Origin of the sequence: Promicromonospora sp. NPDC057138, from assembly GCF_042670845.1 — a bacterium.
Lineage (GTDB): Bacteria > Actinomycetota > Actinomycetes > Actinomycetales > Cellulomonadaceae > Promicromonospora.
Map to the genome: position 1 here is coordinate 1 of NZ_JBHUUX010000018.1, position 22,431 is coordinate 22,431.

21 protein-coding genes and 1 pseudogene are annotated in these 22,431 nt (G+C 70.6%); 9 read left to right on the plus strand and 13 right to left on the minus strand.

Annotated elements, in window-relative coordinates:
- The 9 genes and pseudogenes from ACFT2C_RS12575 to ACFT2C_RS12615 form a co-directional block, all read left to right on the plus strand.
- Positions 1 to 548, plus strand: a 548-nt coding sequence (locus tag ACFT2C_RS12575; protein WP_377207398.1) for a tetratricopeptide repeat protein, incomplete at its 5' end; no start/stop codon positions are given.
- A 12-nt stretch (positions 549 to 560) separates the two neighbouring features.
- Positions 561 to 1,295 (plus strand): annotated as a pseudogene (locus tag ACFT2C_RS12580) (zinc-binding dehydrogenase); the annotation flags it as partial.
- A gap of 457 nt (positions 1,296 to 1,752) precedes the next feature.
- The gene (locus tag ACFT2C_RS12585) at positions 1,753 to 2,583 is read left to right on the plus strand and encodes a hypothetical protein (RefSeq protein ID WP_377207399.1); all 831 of its coding nucleotides are present in this window, start codon (positions 1,753 to 1,755) and stop codon (positions 2,581 to 2,583) included.
- Entirely contained in the window at positions 2,580 to 3,278 is a 699-nt protein-coding gene (locus ACFT2C_RS12590) for a hypothetical protein (RefSeq protein WP_377207400.1), read from the plus strand. The genes ACFT2C_RS12585 and ACFT2C_RS12590 overlap by 4 nt, the downstream gene beginning before the upstream one ends.
- Positions 3,279 to 3,390: 112 nt before the next feature.
- Positions 3,391 to 4,374: a hypothetical protein gene (locus ACFT2C_RS12595; RefSeq protein ID WP_377207401.1), complete on the plus strand. Its 984-nt coding sequence runs from the start codon at positions 3,391 to 3,393 to the stop codon at positions 4,372 to 4,374.
- 70 nt (positions 4,375 to 4,444) lie between these two features.
- On the plus strand, positions 4,445 to 4,582 hold the full coding sequence (locus ACFT2C_RS12600) for a hypothetical protein (protein ID WP_377207402.1): 138 nt from the start codon (positions 4,445 to 4,447) through the stop codon (positions 4,580 to 4,582).
- Between the two features lie 389 nt (positions 4,583 to 4,971).
- Positions 4,972 to 6,468 (plus strand): hypothetical protein, encoded by a 1,497-nt coding sequence (locus ACFT2C_RS12605; RefSeq protein ID WP_377207403.1) that lies wholly within the window; start codon positions 4,972 to 4,974, stop codon positions 6,466 to 6,468.
- A gap of 223 nt (positions 6,469 to 6,691) precedes the next feature.
- Entirely contained in the window at positions 6,692 to 7,741 is a 1,050-nt protein-coding gene (locus ACFT2C_RS12610; RefSeq protein WP_377207404.1) for an alpha/beta hydrolase, read from the plus strand.
- A 74-nt stretch (positions 7,742 to 7,815) separates the two neighbouring features.
- Positions 7,816 to 8,589, plus strand: a complete 774-nt coding sequence (locus tag ACFT2C_RS12615) for a glycerophosphodiester phosphodiesterase (protein WP_377207405.1) — start codon at positions 7,816 to 7,818, stop codon at positions 8,587 to 8,589.
- 7 nt (positions 8,590 to 8,596) lie between these two features.
- Here ACFT2C_RS12615 and aroB read toward each other — a convergent pair whose 3' ends face one another.
- The 13 genes from aroB to ACFT2C_RS12680 all read right to left on the minus strand — a co-directional run bounded on the left by aroB (position 8,597) and on the right by ACFT2C_RS12680 (position 22,422).
- On the minus strand, positions 8,597 to 9,754 hold the full coding sequence (gene aroB, locus ACFT2C_RS12620; protein WP_377207406.1) for a 3-dehydroquinate synthase: 1,158 nt from the start codon (positions 9,752 to 9,754) through the stop codon (positions 8,597 to 8,599).
- The gene (locus ACFT2C_RS12625) at positions 9,751 to 10,395 is read right to left on the minus strand and encodes a shikimate kinase (RefSeq protein WP_377207407.1); all 645 of its coding nucleotides are present in this window, start codon (positions 10,393 to 10,395) and stop codon (positions 9,751 to 9,753) included. The genes aroB and ACFT2C_RS12625 overlap by 4 nt, the downstream gene beginning before the upstream one ends.
- A complete protein-coding gene (gene aroC, locus ACFT2C_RS12630) occupies positions 10,392 to 11,606 on the minus strand; it encodes a chorismate synthase (protein ID WP_377207408.1) in 1,215 nt (404 codons plus the stop codon). The genes ACFT2C_RS12625 and aroC overlap by 4 nt, the downstream gene beginning before the upstream one ends.
- Before the next feature lie 115 nt (positions 11,607 to 11,721).
- Positions 11,722 to 12,651 (minus strand): shikimate dehydrogenase, encoded by a 930-nt coding sequence (locus tag ACFT2C_RS12635; RefSeq protein WP_377207409.1) that lies wholly within the window; start codon positions 12,649 to 12,651, stop codon positions 11,722 to 11,724.
- A gap of 2 nt (positions 12,652 to 12,653) precedes the next feature.
- The gene (gene mltG, locus ACFT2C_RS12640; protein ID WP_377207410.1) at positions 12,654 to 13,727 is read right to left on the minus strand and encodes an endolytic transglycosylase MltG; all 1,074 of its coding nucleotides are present in this window, start codon (positions 13,725 to 13,727) and stop codon (positions 12,654 to 12,656) included.
- Positions 13,728 to 14,006: 279 nt separating this feature from the next.
- Positions 14,007 to 15,143: an endolytic transglycosylase MltG gene (gene mltG / locus ACFT2C_RS12645; RefSeq protein WP_377207411.1), complete on the minus strand. Its 1,137-nt coding sequence runs from the start codon at positions 15,141 to 15,143 to the stop codon at positions 14,007 to 14,009.
- A gap of 37 nt (positions 15,144 to 15,180) precedes the next feature.
- Positions 15,181 to 15,714, minus strand: coding sequence for a Holliday junction resolvase RuvX (gene ruvX / locus ACFT2C_RS12650; protein WP_377207474.1), 534 nt, complete (start codon positions 15,712 to 15,714; stop codon positions 15,181 to 15,183).
- An 83-nt stretch (positions 15,715 to 15,797) separates the two neighbouring features.
- Positions 15,798 to 18,500, minus strand: coding sequence for an alanine--tRNA ligase (gene alaS, locus ACFT2C_RS12655; protein WP_377207412.1), 2,703 nt, complete (start codon positions 18,498 to 18,500; stop codon positions 15,798 to 15,800).
- 178 nt (positions 18,501 to 18,678) lie between these two features.
- Positions 18,679 to 18,933, minus strand: a complete 255-nt coding sequence (locus tag ACFT2C_RS12660) for a hypothetical protein (RefSeq protein ID WP_377207413.1) — start codon at positions 18,931 to 18,933, stop codon at positions 18,679 to 18,681.
- Positions 18,930 to 19,343, minus strand: a complete 414-nt coding sequence (locus ACFT2C_RS12665) for a DUF948 domain-containing protein (protein WP_377207414.1) — start codon at positions 19,341 to 19,343, stop codon at positions 18,930 to 18,932. The genes ACFT2C_RS12660 and ACFT2C_RS12665 overlap by 4 nt, the downstream gene beginning before the upstream one ends.
- 189 nt (positions 19,344 to 19,532) lie before the next feature.
- The gene (gene rpsD, locus ACFT2C_RS12670; RefSeq protein WP_377207415.1) at positions 19,533 to 20,159 is read right to left on the minus strand and encodes a 30S ribosomal protein S4; all 627 of its coding nucleotides are present in this window, start codon (positions 20,157 to 20,159) and stop codon (positions 19,533 to 19,535) included.
- 214 nt (positions 20,160 to 20,373) lie between these two features.
- Positions 20,374 to 21,804 (minus strand): replication-associated recombination protein A, encoded by a 1,431-nt coding sequence (locus tag ACFT2C_RS12675; protein WP_377207416.1) that lies wholly within the window; start codon positions 21,802 to 21,804, stop codon positions 20,374 to 20,376.
- A gap of 9 nt (positions 21,805 to 21,813) precedes the next feature.
- The gene (locus ACFT2C_RS12680) at positions 21,814 to 22,422 is read right to left on the minus strand and encodes a GNAT family N-acetyltransferase (RefSeq protein ID WP_377207417.1); all 609 of its coding nucleotides are present in this window, start codon (positions 22,420 to 22,422) and stop codon (positions 21,814 to 21,816) included.
- Between the last annotated feature and the right edge of the window lie 9 nt (positions 22,423 to 22,431).

The window sequence follows — 22,431 nt, forward strand, 5'->3', positions numbered from 1 at the left end:
CGTTGCCCCCTATTGAGGAAGCTCTCGCCGCGTATCGGCGTCTGGCCGGGGCGAATCCCGACCGGTACGAACCCGACCTCGCCCGCTCCCTGACTAACGTCGGGATAGGGCTCTCCGAACTGGGGCGTCCGCAGGACGCGTTGCCCCCTATTGAGGAAGCGGTCAGCCTCCGCCGGCGTCTGGCCGAGGCCAATCCCGACCGGCACGAATACGACCTCGCCAACTCCCTGAATCACCTCGGGGTCGTTCTCTTCGAGCTGGGGCGTCCGCAAGAAGCGCTGCCCGCTAGTCAGGAAGCGGTCAGCGCTTACCGCCGTCTGGCAGCGGTCAACCCCGACAGGTACGAACCCAACCTCGCAGATTCCTTGTGGGAACTGGGGCATCGCCTCGACGGTCCAGAGCAACGATCCAGGGCAATCGAGCTGCTGCGGGAATCAGCCGCCGTCTATGAACGCGTCGTACACCGCAACGAGGCCCGCTACCGCGACAAGTATCAGCGTCTGCTCGCGTTCCTCCGCCGCTTGGGATACGACGCAGACACCACCTAGGCCACGACCGGGAGTGCGTGCGTGCACGGTGGCTTCTTCGACGGTGCCCCCTCCGCGACACAAGCCGAGAAGCTCATCGTTCCGCAGGCTGACGGCACCGCCGTCGTCATCCCCAAGGACACCGACCCGGCACTCATGCCAAGCCTGTTGACCCTGTCCGACGTGTACCTCACCGGCTATCACGCAGCGGTCCGCGGCAACGTCGGGCCCGGCAAGACCGTCACCGTCATCGGTGACGGCGCTGTGAGCCTCTCGGCGGTCCTCGCCGCCCGTCAGCTCGGCGCCGAGACGATCATCGACATGGGCCGCCACACTGCTCGCACCGACCTCGGCCGCGAGTTCGGCGCCACCCGCGTCGTGGCCGAGCGCGGCGACGAGGGGATCGCCAAGGTGATGGACATCACCGAAGGCGAGGGTTCGCACATCGTCCTCGAAGCAGTCGGGCACATGCCCGCCTACGAGCAGGCCTACAAGATCGTCCGCCCCGGCGGAACCATCAGCCGGGTCGGCGTGCCGCAGTACGAGGACGCCGCGATCGGGTTTATGTCGCTGTTCGGCAAGAGCGCCACCCTCACCGGCGGTCCCGCCACCGTCCGGGCCTACGTCGAGCACGTCATGCCGCAAGTTCTCGACGGCACCATCAACCCGGGGCGTGTCTTCGACCGCGAGCTGCCGCTCGACGACATCGCCGAGGGCTACCGCCTGATGGACTCCCGCGCAGCCCTCAAGGTACTCATCCGCCCCTGACAGTCACCGGCGAGAGGCCGCGCCTTCCTTGGGCGCGGCCCCTCGCCCCGCGTAGGTTCGCGATGCGTGCATGCCATCGAACCAATGCGGTGCGGTCCGTTGCACTACATCGCTTTGTTCGGGACTGTCGCCCGTGCGTGGCAGGTGCAGGACGGTGGGCCGCCTGCCGAGCGGGAGAACTTCACGATGCCGTTCGGGCCAGATGGAGAACCGACAACTACCCGGTCGACCGACACCTTGCCGACCACAACACCGCTCTGAACGACATCTTCGATGAGTTCCTACATGCGTATCGGCGCAGACATCTGCCTGGCGTTCATCAAGGACGACTCTCCTGGTGCGTCCGGGTGCGTCCAGTTCGCCAGGGCTGCGGGGATCCCGCTCCGCCTGTTCGAGTCCTGAGCCACCACAGGTGCTGGGTTCGTGGGGGCCTGATCGCCCCGCACTCCACCGGAGCATGAGCATCCAGCGTCAGCCCGCGGGGTCGCCGGACTCCACCGGCGGGCGGTTCGCCCCGTCCGCCCTAGGCGAGAGCGCCACTGACCTCACGACGACGGCCATGGCGCCCGGATTCCCGAACCTGGCCTCCGGCGTCGACGCCGAGATGACCGGCAAATGTCGCAACTGCGACCGCGTCGCCGGGTTTCGGAAGCTCGACGGTGACTCCGGGTTCGTGCACCTCAACGCCGACGGATCTCTCGCGGAAGTCGACGGGGACGGCGACCCCGAGGACCGGTCCGACGACCCGACACCGGATCCAGAACTGTACGCGGGCGACACGAGCTACCTCGACGGGCTCTGGAGCGACCGCGACTGGGAGCGGTTCTACGATGCCCGCAGCGACCGCAACGAGCAGGAGCTCGACGAGCGCCGCGCCCTCGACTCGACCGGCGGCATCGACCTGGACCAGGACCCAACGCAAGTGCGCAGCCAGGCACTGACGCTCCTCTGGAAGATGCAGGACCTGTCCCTGCAGGCAGGCTTGAAGGCTGCCGCAGCCGAGATCATCGCCGAGCACCCCGATGCCGTCTTCCTGAACCTCGATCAGGGCGACCAGGGATCGGCCTGGTACGCGACCGGGATCGCCGACAAAGACGACCGCTCCGTCGTCGACTTCGAGGAGTTCGAGGACGAACACTGGGGTGTTGTCTCGGATCTACCCGGTGAGCGTGGTCTGCGCGGCTACCCGTGGGCGGTCCTCTCCGGCGACGACCTGCCCAAGATCGACCTGCGCCAGGCCGCCCAGATCGACCTGCACGCCATCTTCGACCGGGAGGGTCAAGCATGAGCCACGGCATGCAACGTCCCGGCGCAGCACGGGCGGCGGCGCGTCACCCCAAGGGTGCTCCGAACTCCAGCGGCGGCCGCTTCGCACCGTCCCCCCACGACGAGAACGCCACGGCCCTCTCCCCGATCGCGCCCCCAAAGGTTCGCCCCTCCCGGCAGACAACTGAGTTCATCGAACGGATGGTCCAAACCGGATACCTCTCTCCCGGTGCCCGCGCGATGGACCCACGGGAGGCGATCGAGCAGCACGCCGAGGCAAGTGTGATGCTCTTTGTGCAGAAGGTGTCGTGGTACGAGCAGGCCGGCCTGTATATGCGGGCTGACGCCGAGGACATCCGCGAAGGTGACCGGATCGACGTTGAGCCGCTGATGCGGGAGTACTCCAAGGATGCCCTCGAAGGCGACGCCAAACCATCCATATCCGAGCTGGCGACGGTGATCCAGCACGACGACATCATGGTCGATGGCCGGCGCGTGACGTCGATCCATACCGACCAGGCGCACATCCAGGTTCCGCTCGGCACGCAGGTGGAGTTCATGCCAGCGCCGGACAACGCGAACCGCTGCGACGACTGCGGTGACGAAATGGACGACGCCGAGGAGGACTACCTGTGCTCCTTCTGCGCTGCGGATCAGCGCGCCGAGGAGGCAGCCATCCTCGCCGAGGCATCCGACGACGGTGACGGTGCGTGGTAACTCCCGAGCTTCCCCGCAGCCGCTGATCGGCACCTGCGCCGATGAGGCTGCGGCCAACGGCGAGCGACGTTGACCCCTCGCGCTCACCTCCTGCCCCGCACTCCAACGGGGTATGGCCGACGTATCGAACCGCAGCAGGCGGCCGCAGGGCGCCCCGGACAGCACCGGCGGGCAGTTCTCGACCGAGGACCATGCCGAGGTCGCAGTCGTCCTGGACACGGCCCCTGGCCCCGAGACCGTCACCGAGGTCGTCGGCTACAGCCGCACCGAGATCAGCACGGCCGCGCATGCGCTCCGGAACCTTCTGAGCGAGCAGTCCGCAGCCCGCACCGGCAGCGACGAGCTGTTCAACCACGAGAGCCGCTCGGCGGCGTTCAGCGAGTATGTCGCGATCCTGCACGACCCTGAGGTCCTCGATGATCCGTGGACCGACATAGCCGTGGGTCAGTCCGCCGCCAACACTCGGGACGCTCTCCGGGCTGGGTTTGACATGTCCGCACCATCAGGACTGAACGAAACGCAGCGGCGGGCGGCGATCGAGTACATCTCAGGGAGGTTCGCCAGTGAGCTCGCTTACGCCGCCGAGGCCGACGCTCAGCCCAAGGAGGCTCCTTCCGAGACGCGGGCTGAGGACCACCACTCCAGGGGACGCCTCGAAGGTTACGGCGCGGCACTCGTCGAGCTCGTCCACTCAGGACAGCAGTCCAGCACCCGCGTGGAGACAAACTCCAAGCTCGCCGAAATGACAGACACGTGGAAAGAGCCCCCCGCGCCTTACGACGTCATCGCCGTCGCCATCAGGCAACGCACCGCACATCGAACCGCCGTCGCGGAGCAGGAGGCCGCTGCCGCGCACGACGACGTCATCGGCGCCCGCCAGGATCTCACCGAAGCCAACAGGCAGCTGGACCTTGCGTTCGCCGCGGATCCCAACTGGGACCACCACAGCGCGCTGGAGAACGACATCTCCGACGCTCACGTCGCCTACCGCGAGGCCGAGCGGGCACACGACGAGGCAATTCAGAAGCTGTGCCTGGCACGCGCACCACAGTTGCTGCGAGAGGTCGACGAGGACCTGGGCAACGCCCCCCCGTGACGTCTCCGCACTGCGATCTCGGGACAGCATCGAGCTCGACCTGGCATGGTTCCGTAGTCACCAGGACCGAGTGAACGCTGCCCTGGCCGCCAAAGGCGCCGACAGCGACCCTGCAAAGGACGGGCTGCAGCAGGCGGCACGACTGGTCAGGGCGCGCGTAGCGCTGCTGGATGACCGGTTCACCGAGTTACATTTCGCGCAATCCTAGAGAGATGCTTGGTAACGCGACCGCGGCTACATCATGCGCGGCACGTCACTGGTTCCGGCCAGCCGACAACACCTCGTTGGACGCGACCTCAGCAGCCTTCGCACCGCCGCCGATCCCTTGGTCGCCCGCACGAGCGAACATCTGGGCAACTCGCAGTGTCAGGCGGAACCTACCAAGTCCCTTTCACCGCCAGCCGAGCCCGGCCAGTGCTCCCTGCCACCAGGGGCAAGGCGTCCTGCGTTGACCGGCTGTCGAACCCAGATCTCACACACCGAACAACTCCTGGCCGCCACACGTGACCGCGATCGATTCCGCCCATTGCGCAGGACGCGCATCGCGAGCATGTCGGAGCCGACGCGCTGCGAAACTTGGTGGTCGATACTCATCCCATGCCCATCCTGAAGTTCCCGCTCGACGTGCCCCAGAGCATGGGCCGTTTCTGGCTCTCAGGCGCCGACCCAGACCAGGCCAGGTCCGATGGCAACTGCCGTGTCGAGGGCCGCTCAATCGACATCGAGGTTGTCTCACCGCTGACCGAGTGGATGAGTCCAGCCAACCCCAAGATCGTGGACGGTGATCTTGTCATCCACGGGATGCTCGCTGTGCAACCTGGGCCAGTCACCTTCCTTGGCGCGCGCACCATCACCCGAGCGGGACTCCTTGTGCCGTCCAGCGGCGACACCTCCGAGTTTCATGGTCTGCGGGCAGAGTGGTGCGTCACCGGGGCACATATCGACGGGCTGGAAACACAGTTCACAGCAGTACGTGCCCGCTTCACGCACCTTGAGCTGTGGGCTCGGACCAATGTCATCCAGCTCAAACAACGGCTGAAGCCGTCACTGCAGTCGACAATGATCTTCACGCCCATTGAGGCAATCGAGGTGCCTTTCCAATCCTTCGAAGAGGATGGTCGTCTGCGTGTCACCACCGACGGATCTATCGGCCCTCCGGGTCCTTGGGGATCGCACATCAACACCCGCGACTGGCTGGAACTCGACCGCCTCTCGGGTTGGACACTCGAAGAAGCTCTCGCGAGGTTCGTCAGACCGATTCAGATTCTGCTGACATTACTCGCTGGCGAAGACTGTTCAGTGACTCATCTTGAGGTCAAGGTCAACGACCAGTGGTGCGCGGTGTATGGCGACGCGGTGCAATCGACCGCGCCTCTGCCGGAGAACGAAAAATTGCTGATGGACCGCGAAGCAATGCCGCTGGAGAAGCTGGCTGTGTGGTGCGAAGTCGCAAACCGGCTCGCGCCAACTCCGCACGTGGTTGGCTCCTCGGTCGGCAGCGAGTTCGCAACCCTCGACGCGGAGGCTCTCGCCCTGACAACGACTGCCGAAGGGCTGGACCGGGTCCTGTACCCGGATTCGCGCCGGTTCGACGAGGGCCAGGTTGCCGCGAGCATCAAAGCGCTCAAGGCTTCCGAGGTTCCCGACCAAGTCCGCGAAGCCATAGTCGCCGCATTGAATCAGTACTTCTATGAGGACACCTACCCGGTACGCATGAAACGCCTGGCGGATTCGGTAGCCGAGGCGGTGCCCCGCTGTGTTGGGAAGACGAGCAAGTGGAAGGGAGAGATCGCCAACCTCCGCATCGGTCTCGCGCACGCTCTGGACCAGAACGCTGGGTCCACCGATGCCGAGATTTGGACGATGCACGCGCGAGTCCGATCTTTACGCTGGGCGATCTTGCTGCGCTTGCTTCTGGAGGCCGGCGTCCCGGCCAAGACTCTAAGCGCGGCCGTCGAGGCGTCCAGAAGGTTCCAGCGCGATGAGCGGATCTGGCGGACACGGCTGCCGAAGGTCTTCCCGATTTCGGATGACGCCCCCGCAGAGGCGAACTCTCCAACTGAACCCGCTCACGGGGCAACAACTCAGCCGTGACCAGCCAGCGGGACCGCGGGTGCGGGGATAGACGCCACTGGGCACGTCGACTCCGTGGCGACGCTCCGCTGTTTTCAGCGGTTAGCCTGTGCGCAGCACGACCTGATCGGTGCCCAGCGATGCGGAATCCCATGCGGAATCCACCCCGTGTACAGGGGTGTCACGGGATGCACGCCCGTGCATCGCTCTATAGTTCTGAGGTGAACGACGTGGAGGCACTCTGTTGGATGAGCACGACCCTGGAGATGGACATGACGGCTACCCGCCTAGCTCCACGGACTCGGCGTCTTCGCAGGTCAGCCTCCTGTGGCGGACCGACCACCTGCTCGGCGAACCGTTCCAGGAGGCCCCGCTCGGGCCCGCCACGCTGGTGCGCTACCCGCACCCGGACGACGCTCCCCCGCCCCACGCCGCCGTCGTCCACGTGCACGGCTACAACGACTACTTCTTCCAGGAGCACCTGGCCCGCACCTTCACGGCGGCGGGGTACGCCTTCTACGCCGTCGACCTGCGGGCCGCCGGGCGGTCGCTGCAGCCGGACCAGATCCCGCACTTCGTGACGGACCTGCGCGAGCAGGCCACTGACATCGCCGCCGCCGCGCGGGCCGTGCGCGCTCTGGAGCCGGGCCTGCCGCTCGTGCTGCATGCCCACTCCACGGGCGGGCTGACCGGGGCGCTGTGGGCGCACGCCCACCGCAGCGCCGCAGGGGCCGGCGCCGGGCCCGACCTGCTCGTGCTCGACTCGCCGTTCCTCGACCTGTGGGCGCCCGAGTGGCAGCGCACGATCATGACCCAGGTGCTGGACGCGGTCGGGCACCTCGCCGCGACGGCGGTGCTGGGCGACGGCCCGTCCCGGTACGCCGAGCACCTGCTCGCCGCCAACGGCGGGCGCTGGGAGTTCGACACGACGCTCAAGCGCCCCGAGGGCCTGCCCCGCCGGGTCGGGTGGTTCGTCGCCGTGCGGCGCGGGCAGGCGCGCGTCGCCGCCGGGCTCGAGATCGCCTGCCCGGTGCTGCTCGCGCGGTCCGACTCCTCCGGCCCGGACGACCTGGACAACCCCCTGCTCGACGCGCAGGACACCGCGCTCGACGTGGACCAGATGGCGGCGCTCGTGCCACGCCTCGGCCACGACGTCACGGAGCTCGTCGTCCCGGGCGGTGTGCACGACCTCACACTGTCGGCCCACGGGCCGCGCGAGGCCTACCTCGACGGCATGCTGGAATGGACGAACAGCCGGGTCGACGCCGCCGTCGGCGCCCGGGACACCATGTAGTACGACGAAGCGGTACAACGAAGCTGGACCACGATGCACGACCGAGACGCGGGACGAGACATGAGGTACAACCAGTGAGCTACTTCGAGGGGCCGTTCCAAGCCCTCGCCCACCGCGGGTTCGCGCACGCCTCGGCCGGCACCGAGGGCCTGGAGAACTCGCTCGCGGCGTTCGGCGCCGCCGTCGACCTCGGCTACCGCTACGTGGAGACGGACGCGCACGGCACCGCCGACGGCGTCGCGGTCGCGCTGCACGACGAGTCGCTCGACCGCACCACCGACGGCACCGGCCTCGTGGCCGAGCTCCCGTGGTCCGAGGTCAGCGAGGCGCGCATCGGCGGCGTCGAGCCCGTGCCGCTGCTCGAGGACGTCCTGGGCGGCTGGCCCGGCCTGCGGGTCAACATCGACGTCAAGCACGGCTCCGGCGTCGGGCCGGTCGCCCGGGCCATCGAGAAGACGGCGTCGTGGGACCGCGTGTGCGTCACCTCGTTCGACGCCGCCCGCCGCCGCGCGACCCTCGCCAGGCTCTCCCGCCCCGTGGCGACGTCGGCCGGCCGCAGGGAGATCACGGCCTTCCTGACCGGGGTGCGCGTCCGCGTGCCGGTGCTGTCCCGGCGCGCCCTGCGCGACGTCGACGCGCTGCAGGTCCCGGTGAGCGAGGGCTCGATCACCGTCGTGGACGCTGCGTCGATCGAGGCCGCGCACGCGCTCGGCAAGAAGATGCACGTCTGGACCATCGACGAGCCGGACGAGATGAACCGGCTCATCGACGAGGGCGTGGACGGACTGATCACCGACCGCGCCGACCTCCTCAAGAAGGTCCTGGAGGACCGGGACCTCTGGGCCTGACCCGAGCTCAGCCCAGCGTCAGCGTGACCGGGGTGCCCGGGCCCTTGGCCGGGGGCTCCTTGGCGACCTCCGCGTAGGCCGCGGCCAGGAGGGTCGGGTCGGGGCCCTCCAGGCGCACGGGCTTGGCGACGTCGTCCAGCACCACGAACCGCAGCAGGTCGCCGCGGGTCTTCTTGTCGCGGCGCATCGCGGCCAGGAGCTGGTCCCAGCGGTCGCCGCGGTAGTGCACCGGGAGGCCGAGCGAGGACAGGATGGTGCGGTGCCGGTCGGCGACGTCGTCGGGCAGCTTGCCGGCCAGGCGGGCGAGCTCGGCCGCGAAGACCATGCCCACGCTGACGGCGGCGCCGTGGCGCCACTGGTAGCGCTCGGCCAGCTCGATCGCGTGGCCCAGGGTGTGCCCGTAGTTCAGGATCTCGCGCAGGCCGGCCTCCTTGAGGTCCTCCCCCACGACCTGGGCCTTGACCCGGACGGACCGCTCCACCAGCTCGGCGACGACGCCCCAGGTCTCGTCGGAGGCGTCGGCTCCCGCCCAGTCGCGCAGCTCGTCGACGTGCGCCTCGACCAGGTCGAGGATCTCCGGGTCGGCGATGAAGCCCGTCTTGACGACCTCCGCCAGGCCCGCGACCAGGTCCCACTTGTCGAGCGAGCCGAGGGCCGCCAGGTCGCACAGCACGCCCGCCGGCGGGTGGAACGCGCCCACGAGGTTCTTGCCCTCGGTCGTGTTGATGCCCGTCTTGCCGCCCACGGCGGCGTCGACCATCGCGAGCAGCGTGGTCGGCACGTGCACCACGCGGATCCCCCGCAGCCAGGTCGCGGCCACGAAGCCCGCCAGGTCCGTGGTGGCGCCCCCGCCGACGCCGATGATCGCGTCCGACCGCGTGAAGTCGAGCTGGCCGAGCAGGCCCCACAGGAAGGCCGCGACCTGCGGCGTCTTGGCCGACTCGGCGTCGGGCACCTCGGCCACGAACGCCTCGTAGCCGCCGGCCTTCAGGTCCTCGGCGATCGTGTCCGCGGTCGCCGACAGCGCGGCCGGGTGGATCACCATGACCTTGCGCGCCGCACCCACCAGGGACGGCAGCTCGCCCAGCAGGTGGCGGCCGATGACGACGTCGTAGGGCACGTCTCCCCGCACGGTGACCCGTGTGGGGGCGCTGTCGGTGCTCACGCGTTGCTCTCCTTGTGCTTCGGGTCCACGTGCTTCGGGTCCACCACGTTCTTGGGGTCTCTCAGCTCGCCGCCCGCCAGCTCCAGGCCGAGGGCAGCGACGATCTCCGCCGCCACCTGCTCGCCGGGCCGCTCGCTGGAGACGATGGTCAGCGTCGCGAGCCGCTCGTACGTCGGGCGCCGCTCGGTCATCAGCTTCTGCCACTGCGCGCGCGGGTTGCCGAGCAGCAGCGGCCGGGCCTGGTTCATGCCGACCCGCTGGGCGGCCACCGCGAGCGGCACGTCCAGGAAGACGACGTGGCCGCCGTCCGCCGCGTACCTCTCGAGCGCCTCCTGGGTGGCGGGGTTCATGACGGCGCCCCCGCCGAGCGACAGCACGCCGTCGTGCTCCGCGAGCGCCGCGAGCACGGCCTGGTGCTCGAGCTCGCGGAATCGCGGCTCGCCGTCGTTCACGAAGATGTCGCTGACGGGCTTGCCTGCGGTGGCCTCGATGTCGGCGTCGGTGTCCCGGACCGTGACGTCCAGGCCGGCGGCGAGGATGCGGCCGACCTTGGACTTGCCGGAGCCCGGGGGGCCGATCATGACGGCGACGGGGCCGTTGCGGGTCGAGTCCCCGCTGGTCGAGCCTGTCGAGGCCCTCACTGGAGCAGCTCCGGGATGGCGGCGACGTAGGAGTCCAGGTTGCGGCGCACCTCGGCCACCGAGTCGCCGCCGAACTTCTCGAGCGCGGCCTCGGCGAGCGTGAGCGCGACCATCGCCTCGGCGACGACGGCGGCGGGCGGCACGGCGCACACGTCGGACCGCTGGTGGTGGGCCGTGACGGGCTCGCCGGTGGCGGTGTCTACGGTCGGCAGGGCGCGGGGCACCGTAGAGATGGGCTTCATCGCGGCGCGCACGCGCACGACCTCGCCGTTCGACATGCCGCCCTCGATGCCGCCGGCGCGGTTGGTGGTGCGCTCGATGCCGCCGGGTCCCCGCACGATCTCGTCGTGGGCGGCGGTGCCGCGGCGGCGGGCGGTGCGGAAGCCGTCGCCGACCTCGACGCCCTTGATCGCCTGGATGCCCATCAGCGCGGCGGCCAGGCGCGCGTCGAGCCTGCGGTCGCCCTGCACGTAGGTGCCCAGGCCGGACGGCACGCCGTAGGCGAGCACCTCGACGACGCCGCCGAGGGTGTCGCCGTCCTTCTTGGCCAGGTCGATCTCCTCGACCATGAGCTTGGACGACGCGGCGTCGAGGCAGCGCACCGGGTCGGCGTCGAGCGCGGCGAGGTCATTCGGGGTCGGCAGCGCGGCGTCGTCGGGCACGCCCGCCTCGCCGATCGCGACCACGTGCGAGACCAGGCGGATGCCGAGGGCCTGCTCGAGGAACTTCGCGGCCGCGACGCCGAGCGCGACACGCGCCGCGGTCTCGCGGGCCGAGGCGCGCTCCAGCACGGGCCGGGCGTCCTCGAAGCCGTACTTGCGCATGCCGATCAGGTCGGCGTGGCCTGGGCGGGGGCGCGTCAGCGGCCGGTTGCGGGCCACCTCGCGCTCGTCGCCGGTGCCGGCGTCGACCATGAGGGCCTCGGCGGGCACCGGGTCGGCCGACATGACGTCGGTCCACTTGGGCCACTCGGTGTTGGCGATCTCGATGGCGAGCGGCCCGCCCTGCGTGACGCCGTGGCGCAGGCCGCCGAGCACCCGCACCTCGTCCTGCTCGAACTTCATCCGCGCCCCGCGGCCGTAGCCGAGGCGGCGGCGCGCGAGCGCGCCCTGGATGTCCGACGTCGTCAGCTCCACCCCTGCGGGCAGACCCTCCATCACGCCCACGAGAGCAGGACCGTGCGACTCACCCGATGTCAACCAACGCAGCATGCTCGGATTGTTTCACGCGGGTGACGGGGACGGCGCACCGGTCCACAGGGCGGCGCGCCGTCGGCGTGTCGTCGGGGAACAGCGTCGGGGAACAACGTCGGGAAACAACCTTGCCTCAGCCCGTCCCCGGCCCGCCGAGCGCCGCCTGGAGCGCCTCGTCCATCGCCGCGAGCGGCGCCACGCGTCCGGTCATGAGGCGCACCTGCTCGGCCGCCTGGTGCAGCAGCATGCGCTCGCCGCCCAGGGTCTCGGCCCCGAGCGCGGCCCACGCGGACTGCAGCGCGGTGGGGCGCGGGTCGTAGACGACGTCGAGCAGCACGCCGCGCGGCTGGTCGCCGGCGGCCGCCAGCAGGTCGGTCAGCAGCGGCGCCCAGGTGTCGGCCGCGTACTTCGGCGTCGTGGAGACGACGGCGTCCGCGCGCGCCAGGGCCGACGTCGTCGCCTTGTCGTCGAACACCTCGAACGACGGGCTCACGCCCATCCGCGCCACGGCCTCCCGCAGCGGGCCGATGCGGTCCAGGGAGCGCACGAACACCTGCGGCGAGGGGCAGCCGAGCTCGGCGACCGCCGCGAGCGCCGACGCCGCCGTCGCTCCGCCGCCCAGGACCACGGCGTCGGACACCCGGCGGGTGCCGAGGCGCTCCCGCAGCGCCGCGACGATGCCGTACACGTCGGTGTTGGCGCCGGTCGTGGTGACGCCGGTGCGGCCGGCGCCGCCCGCCGCACCTCCGACCGCCGAGAACAGCACCGTGTTCACGGCGCCGACCGCCTCGGCGAGCGGCTCCACGTGGTCCAGCAGCGGGATGACCACCTGCTTGAGCGGCATGGTCAGGCTCAGGCCCGCCCAGCCGCGGTCGACGTCGCGCAGGAAGCCCGGCAGGGCGTCCTGGGTGACGTCGTGGACGCCGTACTCCCACCCGTCCAGGCCGAGGGCCCGGTAGGCCGCGGTGTGCAGCACCGGCGAGAGGGAGTGTGCGACGGGGTGACCAAGGACAGCAGCGCGGCGCCTCGGCGTACGGGTCGAGCCCGGGGTGGCAGAGCGCATGGTCAGTGGCCGTTCGCCGCTTCCCAGGCCCGGAGCTCGGCCACAAGGGCGTCGAACTCTTCCTGGGTAGTGGCGAACTTGGTCTCGCCGGTCTCCAGGTTCACCGCGCACCAGTACATCCACGTGCCGTCGGCCGGGTTCATTGCCGCATCGATGGCGCTGCGGCCCGGGTTCGAGATGGCCGTCGGCGGCAGGCCCTTGTGGCGGCGCAGGTTGTACGGGTTGGACGCGTCGTCCAGCTCGGACTGGTACAGCGCACCACTCGTGCGCCCGACGCCGTACAGGATCGAGGCGTCGATGCCGAGGTACCAGTTCTGCTCGATCCGGCTGTGGATCACGCGCGACATCTTGGGCTGGTCCTCGGGGTTCTTGGCCTCACGCTCGATCAGGGACGCCATGGCGAGGATCGACTCGCGCTGGTCGAGGGGGACATTGACCTCGCCCAGCACGCTGACGGTCTGCGCGATCATCTCCTTCAGGACGTCGGTCGCCGGGGTCTCCTTCGGCTTCACGTCGTAGGTGCTGGGGAACAACCAGCCCTCCGGCTTACCGCCGGCCTGCGGCGGGAGCAGCTTCCCGATGTTGTCGAACGCCGCCTTGACGTCCGCCTCCGGCCAGCCCTGCTTGATCATCCGCTGCTTGATCTGCTCGGCGGTCAGCCCTTCGGGAACGGTGAAGCCGCCGCGGTTGATCTTGTTCTCCGCGAGCAGCGCCACGGCCGACGCCGCGCTCATCCGCAGCTTCAGGACGTGCGTGCCGGCCTGGATCCCCCCGGCGTCCGGGTCGGCGTTGAAGGCGTGGACGAACGCCTCGGCGCTGGCCACCACGTCCTTCTGGGCGAGCTCGACACCGATCGCGTACCCGTTGGCGTTCTCGGGCACCTCGACCTCGACGTCCTGGCCGCCCGTGCCCTCGTAGTCCGCCGCCGCCAGCGGCGTCCGGATGCCGAAGAGGTAGCCGTCGTTCTTCATCGTCCAGGCCCCGAGGCCGCCCACGACGACGAGCACCGCCACCAGGGCGATGACCAGCGGGCGCCGGGACTTCTTCGTCCGGCGGTCCCTCCGGCTGGCGTACACGTCACGCTCCCCTCGTCGGCCGCGAGAGCCGCTGGCGTGCCGCGGTGGCCCCTCATAATTCACTCCCGGAAGGGCCTCGGTCACGCTCGCTCCGTCCTCTGCACTGCCTGGATCGGGTCGATCCACGCCTGGTCACGGGCCGGGCGCACGACACCGTCATCGCATGTCACGATCGCATCACAGCCCGGGTGCCGCGAACGCTACCCCGATCCGTGCATTCCCGGCCAACTCCCGGGATTCGCCGCGCAACGCCGTCATGAGCCAGCACTGCGTGCGAATTCACCCGTTCGCCGCCTCCCACGCGCGCAGCTCGTCGACGTTGCGCTGGTGCTCCTCGAAGTCCGTTGCGAACTTCGTCTCGCCCGTGTCGAGGTTGACCGTGACCCAGAACTTCCAGTCGCCCGACGCCGGCTTGAGGACGGCGTCGATCGCCACCTCGCCCGGGTTGGCGATCGGGCCCGGCGGCAGCCCCGTGTGCCGATAGGTGTTGTACGGGTTCTTGGTGTTGTCGCGGTCAGCGTTCGTCAGCTCGGTGCCCGGCTTACCCGCGCCGTACGCGACCGCCGCGTCGATCTCGAGCCGCATGTCGTCGTCGAGCCGGTTCTCGATGGCCCGCGCGATCTTCGGCTTGTCCTCGGCCTTGAAGCCCTCGCGTTCCACGAGCGACGCCTTGGTCAGCACCTGCTCCCAGTCGGCGGTGGGGACCTCCTTCTGGCGCAGCAGGCTCGTGGTGCGCTCCACCATCTGCGACAGCAGCCCGGCGGCTGTGTCGTTCGGCTTGACCATGTACGTGTCGGCATACAGCCAGCCCTCGACGTCGCCATCGGCTCCCTTGGGCAGCCCGATCTTGCCCGGACGCTTCAGCGCGGCCGCGAAGTCCTCGGCGGGCAGGCCCGTGACCTGCACCGCGCGGTCGACGATCTGGTCGGCCGTGTAGCCCTCGGGGATGGTGAGCTGCAGGTCGGCCGTCTCGTTCTTCACGAGCAGCGCGACGGCGTCCCGCGCCGGCATCCCCTCCAGCATGGTGTGGGTGCCCGGCCGGATCAGCACCGACTCCGGGTTCGCCTCGAACGCGGCGGTGAAGGCCGGCACGCTGGCGACCACGCCCGCCTCGTACAGCTCCTCGCCCATGGCGGTGCCCGTGGCACCCTCGGGGATCTCCACGTTGACCTGGTCACCGCCGGGACCCGGGAAGTCCTTGGACTCGAGCGGGGTGGTCAGGCCCATCAGCGAGTCGAGGTTCATCCAGATCGCATAGCCCGACCCGCCGACCAGCACGAGCGCCACCAGCAGCACGACCAGGGAGCGGCCGTGCCGGTTGCGCCGGCGCTTGCGCTGGGCTCTCCTGGTCGATCTGCGTTCGGGGAAAGCGGGTTCCGCCTGACTGTGCGGGGGCGCCGTGAAGAGGTCCGTCACCGGAGACTCACTGTCCTTCGTTGGGGGGCGACTGGGGTTACTCGTGCGTGTCGTGCACCGTCTGCACCTCGACGAGCTCGCCGGCGCGCTCCCCCTTCGCCCGCTCCGCGTCGAGTGCAGATTGCAGAATGATAACGGCTGCGGCCTGATCGATCACGGATCTGTGCTTCTTGGATTTCCGGCCGGCCGCGTGGAGCGCCTGATGGGCCGACACGGTAGTCATCCGCTCGTCCACGAGCCGCACCTCGGCGCCCTCTCCCGCTGCCGCCAGCGCGACGGCCAGGCGGCCCGCGAAGGCCCGCGCGTCCGCCGTCGCCGCCCCCTCCTTGCCGGACAGGTGCCGGGGCAGCCCGACGTAGACGACGGCGGCGAACCGCTCGGCCGCCTCGGCGACGATCCGGGCGACGTCGGCGGTGGTGCCCTGGGCGCTCCGGCCGGGCGGTGTGCCGCCCTGGCGAGCCTTGCCGGGCTTGGCAGCCTTGCCGGACGCCGCCAGCACCCGCGGCACGGTCTCCACCGGGGTGGCCACCAGGCCGTCGGGGTCGCTGGCGGCCAGCCCGATCCGGGCCATGCCGACGTCGACCCCGAGCCGGGCCCCGCGTGGGAGGCCCGGCTCGGGGGTCTCGACAGGCTCGACCACCGGGTGCACCGGCGTCAGGCGCCGACGGCGGCCAGGCGCACGCTCTCGGCGATGCCTGCCAGCGCCTCGCCCAGCTTGGCCGGGTCGGTGCCGCCGCCCTGGGCCATGTCCGGCTTGCCGCCGCCTCCGCCGCCGAGCGTCTGGGCCGCCGTGCGCACCAGGTCGCCGGCCTTGTAGCCGGCAGCGCGGGCGGCGGCGTTGGTCACGACCACCACGACGGGGCGGCCGCCCGACACGCCGCCTGCGGCGGCCACGACGGGCTCGGCCTCGCCGAGGCGCGAGCGGACGTCGAGCACGAGGGCGCGCAGGTCGTCGGCCTGGGCCTCGCCGGCGTCGTGCGCGATGACGCGGACGTCGCCGACGCGCGGGGCCTCGGCGGCGAGCTTGCCCGCCGTGGCCAGGAGCTGGCCCTGCCGCATGGCGGCGAGCTCCTTCTCGGCGTCCTTGAGGCGGGACACGAGCGAGCCAACCCGGTCGGGCAGCTCCTCGGCGCGCGTGTTGAGCAGGCCCGTGAGCTGGCCGACCAGGGCGTGCTCCTTGGCCTGGAAGCCGTACGCGCCGTCGCCCACGAGGGCGTCCACGCGGCGCACGCCGGAGCCGATCGACGACTCGCCCAGCAGCGTCACCCGGCCGAGCTGGCCGGTCTGCTTGACGTGCGTGCCGGCGCACAGCTCGCGCGACCAGTCGTCGCCGATCGAGACGACGCGGACGACGTCGCCGTACTTCTCGCCGAACAGCGCCATGGCGCCGGCGGCGCGGGCCTGCGCGATCGGCATGAGCTGGTCGGTCACCTCGAGGTTGTCGGCGAGGCGCACGTTGACACGCTCCTCGATCTCCGTCAGAGCCGACGCCGAGACGGCCGACGGCGAGCGGAAGTCGAACCGGATGCGGCTCGGGGCGTTCTCCGACCCGGCCTGCGTGCGGTCCGGGCCCACGAGCTCGTGCAGCGCCTTGTGGATCATGTGCGTGGCCGAGTGGGCGCGGCTGATGGCCTTGCGGCGGGCCGTGTCGATCTGCGCGGTGCCGGGGTCGCCCAGTGCCACGGTCCCCTCGATGAGGCGGCCGCGGTGCACGCTCAGGCCCTTGATGGGGCGCTGCACGTCGTCGACCTCGATGGTGGCGCCGGCGTCGAGCACGATGGTGCCGTGGTCGGCGAGCTGGCCGCCGGCCTCGGCGTAGAACGGCGTGCGGTCCAGGACGACCTCGACCTCGGCGGGGGCGGTGACGGCCGGGGCGGGCACGCCGCCCGACAGCAGGCCGGTCACGCGCACGGCGGCGTCGGTCTGCGTGTAGCCGAGGAACTCGACCGGGGCCGTGAGCTCCTTCTCCAGGGCCTCGTAGGCGGCGACGTCGGCCCCGCCCGTGCGCTTGGCGATGGCGTCGGCGCGGGCACGGGTGCGCTGCTCCTGCATCAGCGAGCGGAAGGCCTGCTCGTCCACCTGGACGCCCTGCTCGGCGGCCATCTCCAGGGTGAGGTCGATCGGGAAGCCGTAGGTGTCGTGGAGCTGGAAGGCGGCGTCGCCCGGCAGGACGAGGCTCGTGCCGCCGTCCCCGCTCTGCCGCTTCAGGTTCGCCACTGCCGTGTCGAGGATCGTGGTACCCGAGGCGAGCGTGCGCCGGAAGGCCTCCTCCTCGGCGTAGGCGACCGCGGAGATCTGCTCGAAGTTGGTGGCGAGCTCCGGGTAGGAGGGAGCCATGGCGTCCTTGGAGACCGGCAGCAGCGAGGTCAGGGCGAGGCCGTCGACGCCGAGCAGGCGCATGGCGCGCACCGAGCGGCGCAGCAGGCGGCGCAGCACGTAGCCGCGGCCCTCGTTCGAGGGGCGCACGCCGTCGCCGATGATCATCAGGGCCGAGCGGACGTGGTCGGCCACGACGCGCATGCGCACGTCGTCCTCGTGGTTCTCGCCGTACGTCTTGCCGCTGAGCTTCTCGGCGGCCTCGATGACGGGGAAGACCTCGTCGATCTCGTACATGTTGTCCTTGCCCTGGAGCAGGAAGGCAACACGCTCGAGGCCCATGCCGGTGTCGATGTTCTTGTTCGCGAGCTCCCCGAGGATGCGGAACTCCTCCTTGGACTTCACCTCGTCGATCTCGTACTGCATGAACACGAGGTTCCAGATCTCGACGAAGCGGTCGCCGCCCTCGTCGATCAGCGGGCCGCCGTCCGGACCGTAGGCGGCGCCGCGGTCGTAGAAGATCTCCGAGCACGGGCCGGCCGGGCCGGGCTGGCCGGTGGACCAGTAGTTGTCCTTCTTGCCGAGGCCCTGGATGCGCTCGTCGGGCAGGCCGACGATGTCCTTCCAGAGCTGGCGGGCCTCGTCGTCCTCGTAGTAGACGGTGACCCACAGCTTGTCCGGGTCGATGCCCAGCTTGCCCTCGTCCAGCGAGCCCGTCAGGAAGTCCCAGGCCATGCGGATGGCGTCGGCCTTGAAGTAGTCGCCGAACGAGAAGTTGCCGTTCATCTGGAAGAACGTGCCGTGGCGCGTCGTCTTGCCGACGTCCTCGATGTCGAGCGTGCGCACGCACTTCTGCACGCTCGTGGCGCGCTTCCACGGCGGCGTCTGCTGCGCCGTCATGTACGGGATGAACGGCACCATGCCCGCGATGGTGAACAGCGTCGACGGGTCCGGGGAGATCAGCGACGCAGACGGCACCACCGCGTGGCCCTGAGCTTCGAAGTAGTCGAGCCAACGCTTGCGGATCTCGGCGGTGCGCATGAGGTCAGTGGTCCTTCTTCTCGGTCGTGCGGGAACGTCGTACGGGAATGTGGTGTGTCGGTGGCCCGACGCAGTCCCATTCTGCCGCTGGTTGCACGGCAGACGGAAACTGAAAGAACCGGCGGGATGTCCCCCGGACGATCTCGCCGGGCATCTGGCGTTCGGCCCTGCGGGCTCGCTACCGCTGGTCGCCGGGGAGCTCGCCGCGCAGGGACGCCATGAGCTCGGCCTCGCGCTCGGCGCGGGCGACGGAGAACTCGGACCGGAACGTGCGTGCCATCGTGTTCAGGCGCGCCCCGGCGTCGTCCACCGCTGCCGCGGCGCGCTCGCTGACGGCCTCCGGCGTGTAGCGCCGGACGACCTGGCGGCCCTTGTAGATCACGACGACCGTGACGGCGGCGCCCACGCCGACCCAGAACAGGCGGCGGATCATGCGCCGGTCCCTGTTGACCCGGCCCCGTCCGGGCCGGTGTGCTTGCCGGAGCGGCCCCCCGCCCTGCCGAACGCCTGGCGCACGCCGTAGGAGAACGCGGCCACCCTGACGAGCGGGCGACCCAGCGTCGCCGCGTACAGGCCGGTCAGCGCGGACACGTTCTCGCTGACCGACGCCGCGGACGTGGTGATCGTGTCGACCTTGACGAGCTGGGTGTTCGCGGACGCGAGGGTGCTCGCGGCCTCGTCGAGGATCGGCACCGAGTGCTCGGTGACGTCACGGACGCTCGAGCGCGCCTCGTCGAGGAGTTTTCCCAGCTTCCACAGGGGGACGGCGAGAAAGCCCACCAGGAGCACGAACGCGATCGCCGCGATCAGTCCCGCCACGTCTCCGAGGTCGCCGAAGGTCATGCGCAAGCTCCTGCCCTGAAAGGTCCGCTGATGATCAGCGCCGATGTCTGTGGGGAATCGTTCGTCACCCTATCCCGGCCACCGCCGACACTGCCGCGCGACACTGCCGACCGACGTGCCCCGGATGCAGAAAGCCCCGCCTGCGCCGAAGCGCGGACGGGGCGTCCTGAGCATGCTGAACGGGCTGGATCAGCGAGCGTAGAACTCGACGACCATCTGCACGTCGCAGGTCACGGGGACCTCGACGCGCTTCGGGTGGCGGGTCAGCGTGGCCGTCAGCTTCTCGAGCTGGACGTCCAGGTAGCCCGGCAGCGCCGGCAGCACGTCGCGGTGCGCGCCGGCGGCGGCGACCTGGAACGGCACGGTGGTCTGGCTCTTCGGCTTGACCTGGATGGTCTGGCCCGGCTTCACGCGGAACGACGGGCGGTCCACGATCTTGCCGTCCACCAGGATGTGGCGGTGCGTCACGTGCTGACGCGCCTGCAGGATGGTGCGGCCGAAGCCGGCACGCAGCACGACCGAGTCGAGACGCGTCTCGAGGTCCTCGACCATGACCTCACCGGTCAGGCCGGCCTGCTTGCGGGCGTTCTCGTACACCTTGAGGAGCTGCTTCTCCTTGAGCATGTACTGGGCGCGCAGACGCTGCTTCTCGCGCAGACGCACCGCGTAGTCCGACTCGGTGCGGCGGCGGGCACGGCCGTGCTCGCCGGGCGGGTACGGGCGCTTCTCGAAGTGCTTGACAGCCTTGGGCGTGAGCGCGAGGCCCAGCTTGCGGCTCAGTCGCACCTGGCGGCGCGAACGGGTCACAGAAGTCACTGTGTTTCCTGTCCTGTAGTAAGGAAAAAAGGTCACACCCGGACACGGAGAGCCCACGAGGGGAACCACACCGGGTGCGGGACCAGCCGTTGGAGCGGGGTGATCAGATCGAAGATCGGACCATCACGTTCACGGGGCCGAGGTCCCAGGGAGCTGCCGTAGGCAACCTGTCCATCTTAACGCACGTCAGGGCTTCAGCTCGCCGTGGGGCTGGTCACTGCTTCCGGTCGCTGCTGCCGTCCTCGCTACCGAGGATCCCGCGGATGCGCTCCAGCCGCTCCGACACCTGCCGCTCGTAGCCGCGGTCGCTCGGGTCGTAGTAGCGCGAGCCCTCAAGGACGTCCGGCAGGTACTGCTGCGGCGCGACGCCGTGCGGCCAGTCGTGCGCGTACCGGTACCCGTCGCCGTGCCCCATCTGCTTGGCGCCCGCGTAGTGCGCGTCGCGCAGGTGCGGCGGCACCGTCCCCACCCGCCCGGCCCGCACGTCCGCGAGCGCCGCGTCCACGCCGAGGTAGGCGGCGTTCGACTTGGGCGCGGTGGCCAGGTGCACCACGGCCTCGGCCAGCACGATGCGGCCCTCGGGCATGCCGATGAGCTGCACGGCCGTCGCGGCGGCGACGGCGGTCTGCAGGGCGGACGGGTCCGCCATGCCCACGTCCTCGGCGGCGGAGATGACCAGGCGCCGGGCGATGAAGCGGGGGTCCTCGCCGGCGGCGACCATGCGGGCGAGGTAGTGCAGCGCGGCGTCGACGTCGGACCCGCGGATGGACTTGATGAACGCGGAGATGACGTCGTAGTGCTGGTCGCCGTCGCGGTCGTAGCGGACGGCGGCGACGTCGATGGCGCGCTCGACGTCGGCCAGGCCGATGCGCGGGACGGCAGCGCCGTCGCCGTCCCCCCGGTCCTCGCCGGTCGAGCTCGTCGAGACCTCGTCCGAGAGCACGGCGCCGGCGGCGGCCTCCAGGATGGTGAGTGCCTTGCGGGCGTCCCCGCCGGACAGGCGCAGGAGGTGCTCGGTCGCCTCGTCGTCGAGCTCGACGGAGCCGCCGAGGCCGCGCTCGTCGGTCACGGCGCGCAGGACGAGCTCGCGGACGTGCTCGGTCTCCAGCGGCCGGAGGGTGAGCAGCAGCGAGCGGGACAGCAGCGGCGAGTTCACGGAGAAGCTGGGGTTCTCGGTGGTGGCGGCCACGAGAGTGACCCACCGGTTCTCGACGCTGGGCAGCAGCGCGTCCTGCTGCGACTTGGAGAAGCGGTGCACCTCGTCGACGAACAGCACGGTCTCGTCGCCGCCTGTGGCGAGCCGGCGCCGGGCGTCCTCGACGACCTGGCGGACGTCCTTGACGCCGGCGGTCACGGCGCTCAGCTCGACGAAGCGCCGGCCGGACACGGTGGCGACGAGGTAGGCGAGGGTGGTCTTCCCGGTGCCGGGCGGCCCCCAGAGGATGACCGACGACGGCGCGGCGCGCCCGCCCCCGCCGGGCTCGATGAGCCGGCGCAGCGGCGACCCGGGCACCAGCAGGTGCTCCTGCCCGGCGATCTCGTCGATGGTGGCCGGGCGCATGCGCACGGCGAGGGGCGACGAGGCGCGCGCGGCGGGGGTGCCCGCCGTGTCGGTCGTCACCGTACTGAACAGGTCGTCGAACACCACCCCAGCCTACGGATGCTCACCGACACTCCCGTCCGCGGGCCACGGCTCGTTGGGCTCGCGCGGGTCGTCCGGCAGGATCGTGCCCACCCAGGCATCGCGCCGCACGCCGCGCTGCAGGCCGTGCCTGCGCAGCGTGCCCTCCACGCGGAACCCGAGGCGCCACGCGACGCGCCGCGACGCCCAGTTGCCGACGTACGCCACCCACGTCACCACCGACAGCCCCAGGCCCGCGGGGTCCAGGGCCCAGTCGACGACGAGCCGCGCCGCCTCGGTGCACAGGCCGTCGCCGCGGGCGTCCGCCGTCATCCAGAAGCCGAGCTCGCCCGCGCGCTCCTCCCCCGGGCTGCCCTCGCACGTGAGGCCGACCATGCCGACCAGCGGCCCGTCGGCGTCCCCCGGCGCGCGCACGGCCCAGGTGTGCACCGAGCCGTTGGCCCAGCCGTCGGCGACGTGGTGGCGCACGAACCCGTCGGCGTGCCGGCGCTCGTACGGCACCGGCACCGCCGTCCACTGGGCAACGGCTGGGTCCCGGCAGGCCGCGGTGATCGCGTCGATGTCCGCGTACGTGGGGACGGACAGGCGGACGCGCTCCGAGGCCAGGACGAACGGTTCCATCCCTCGATG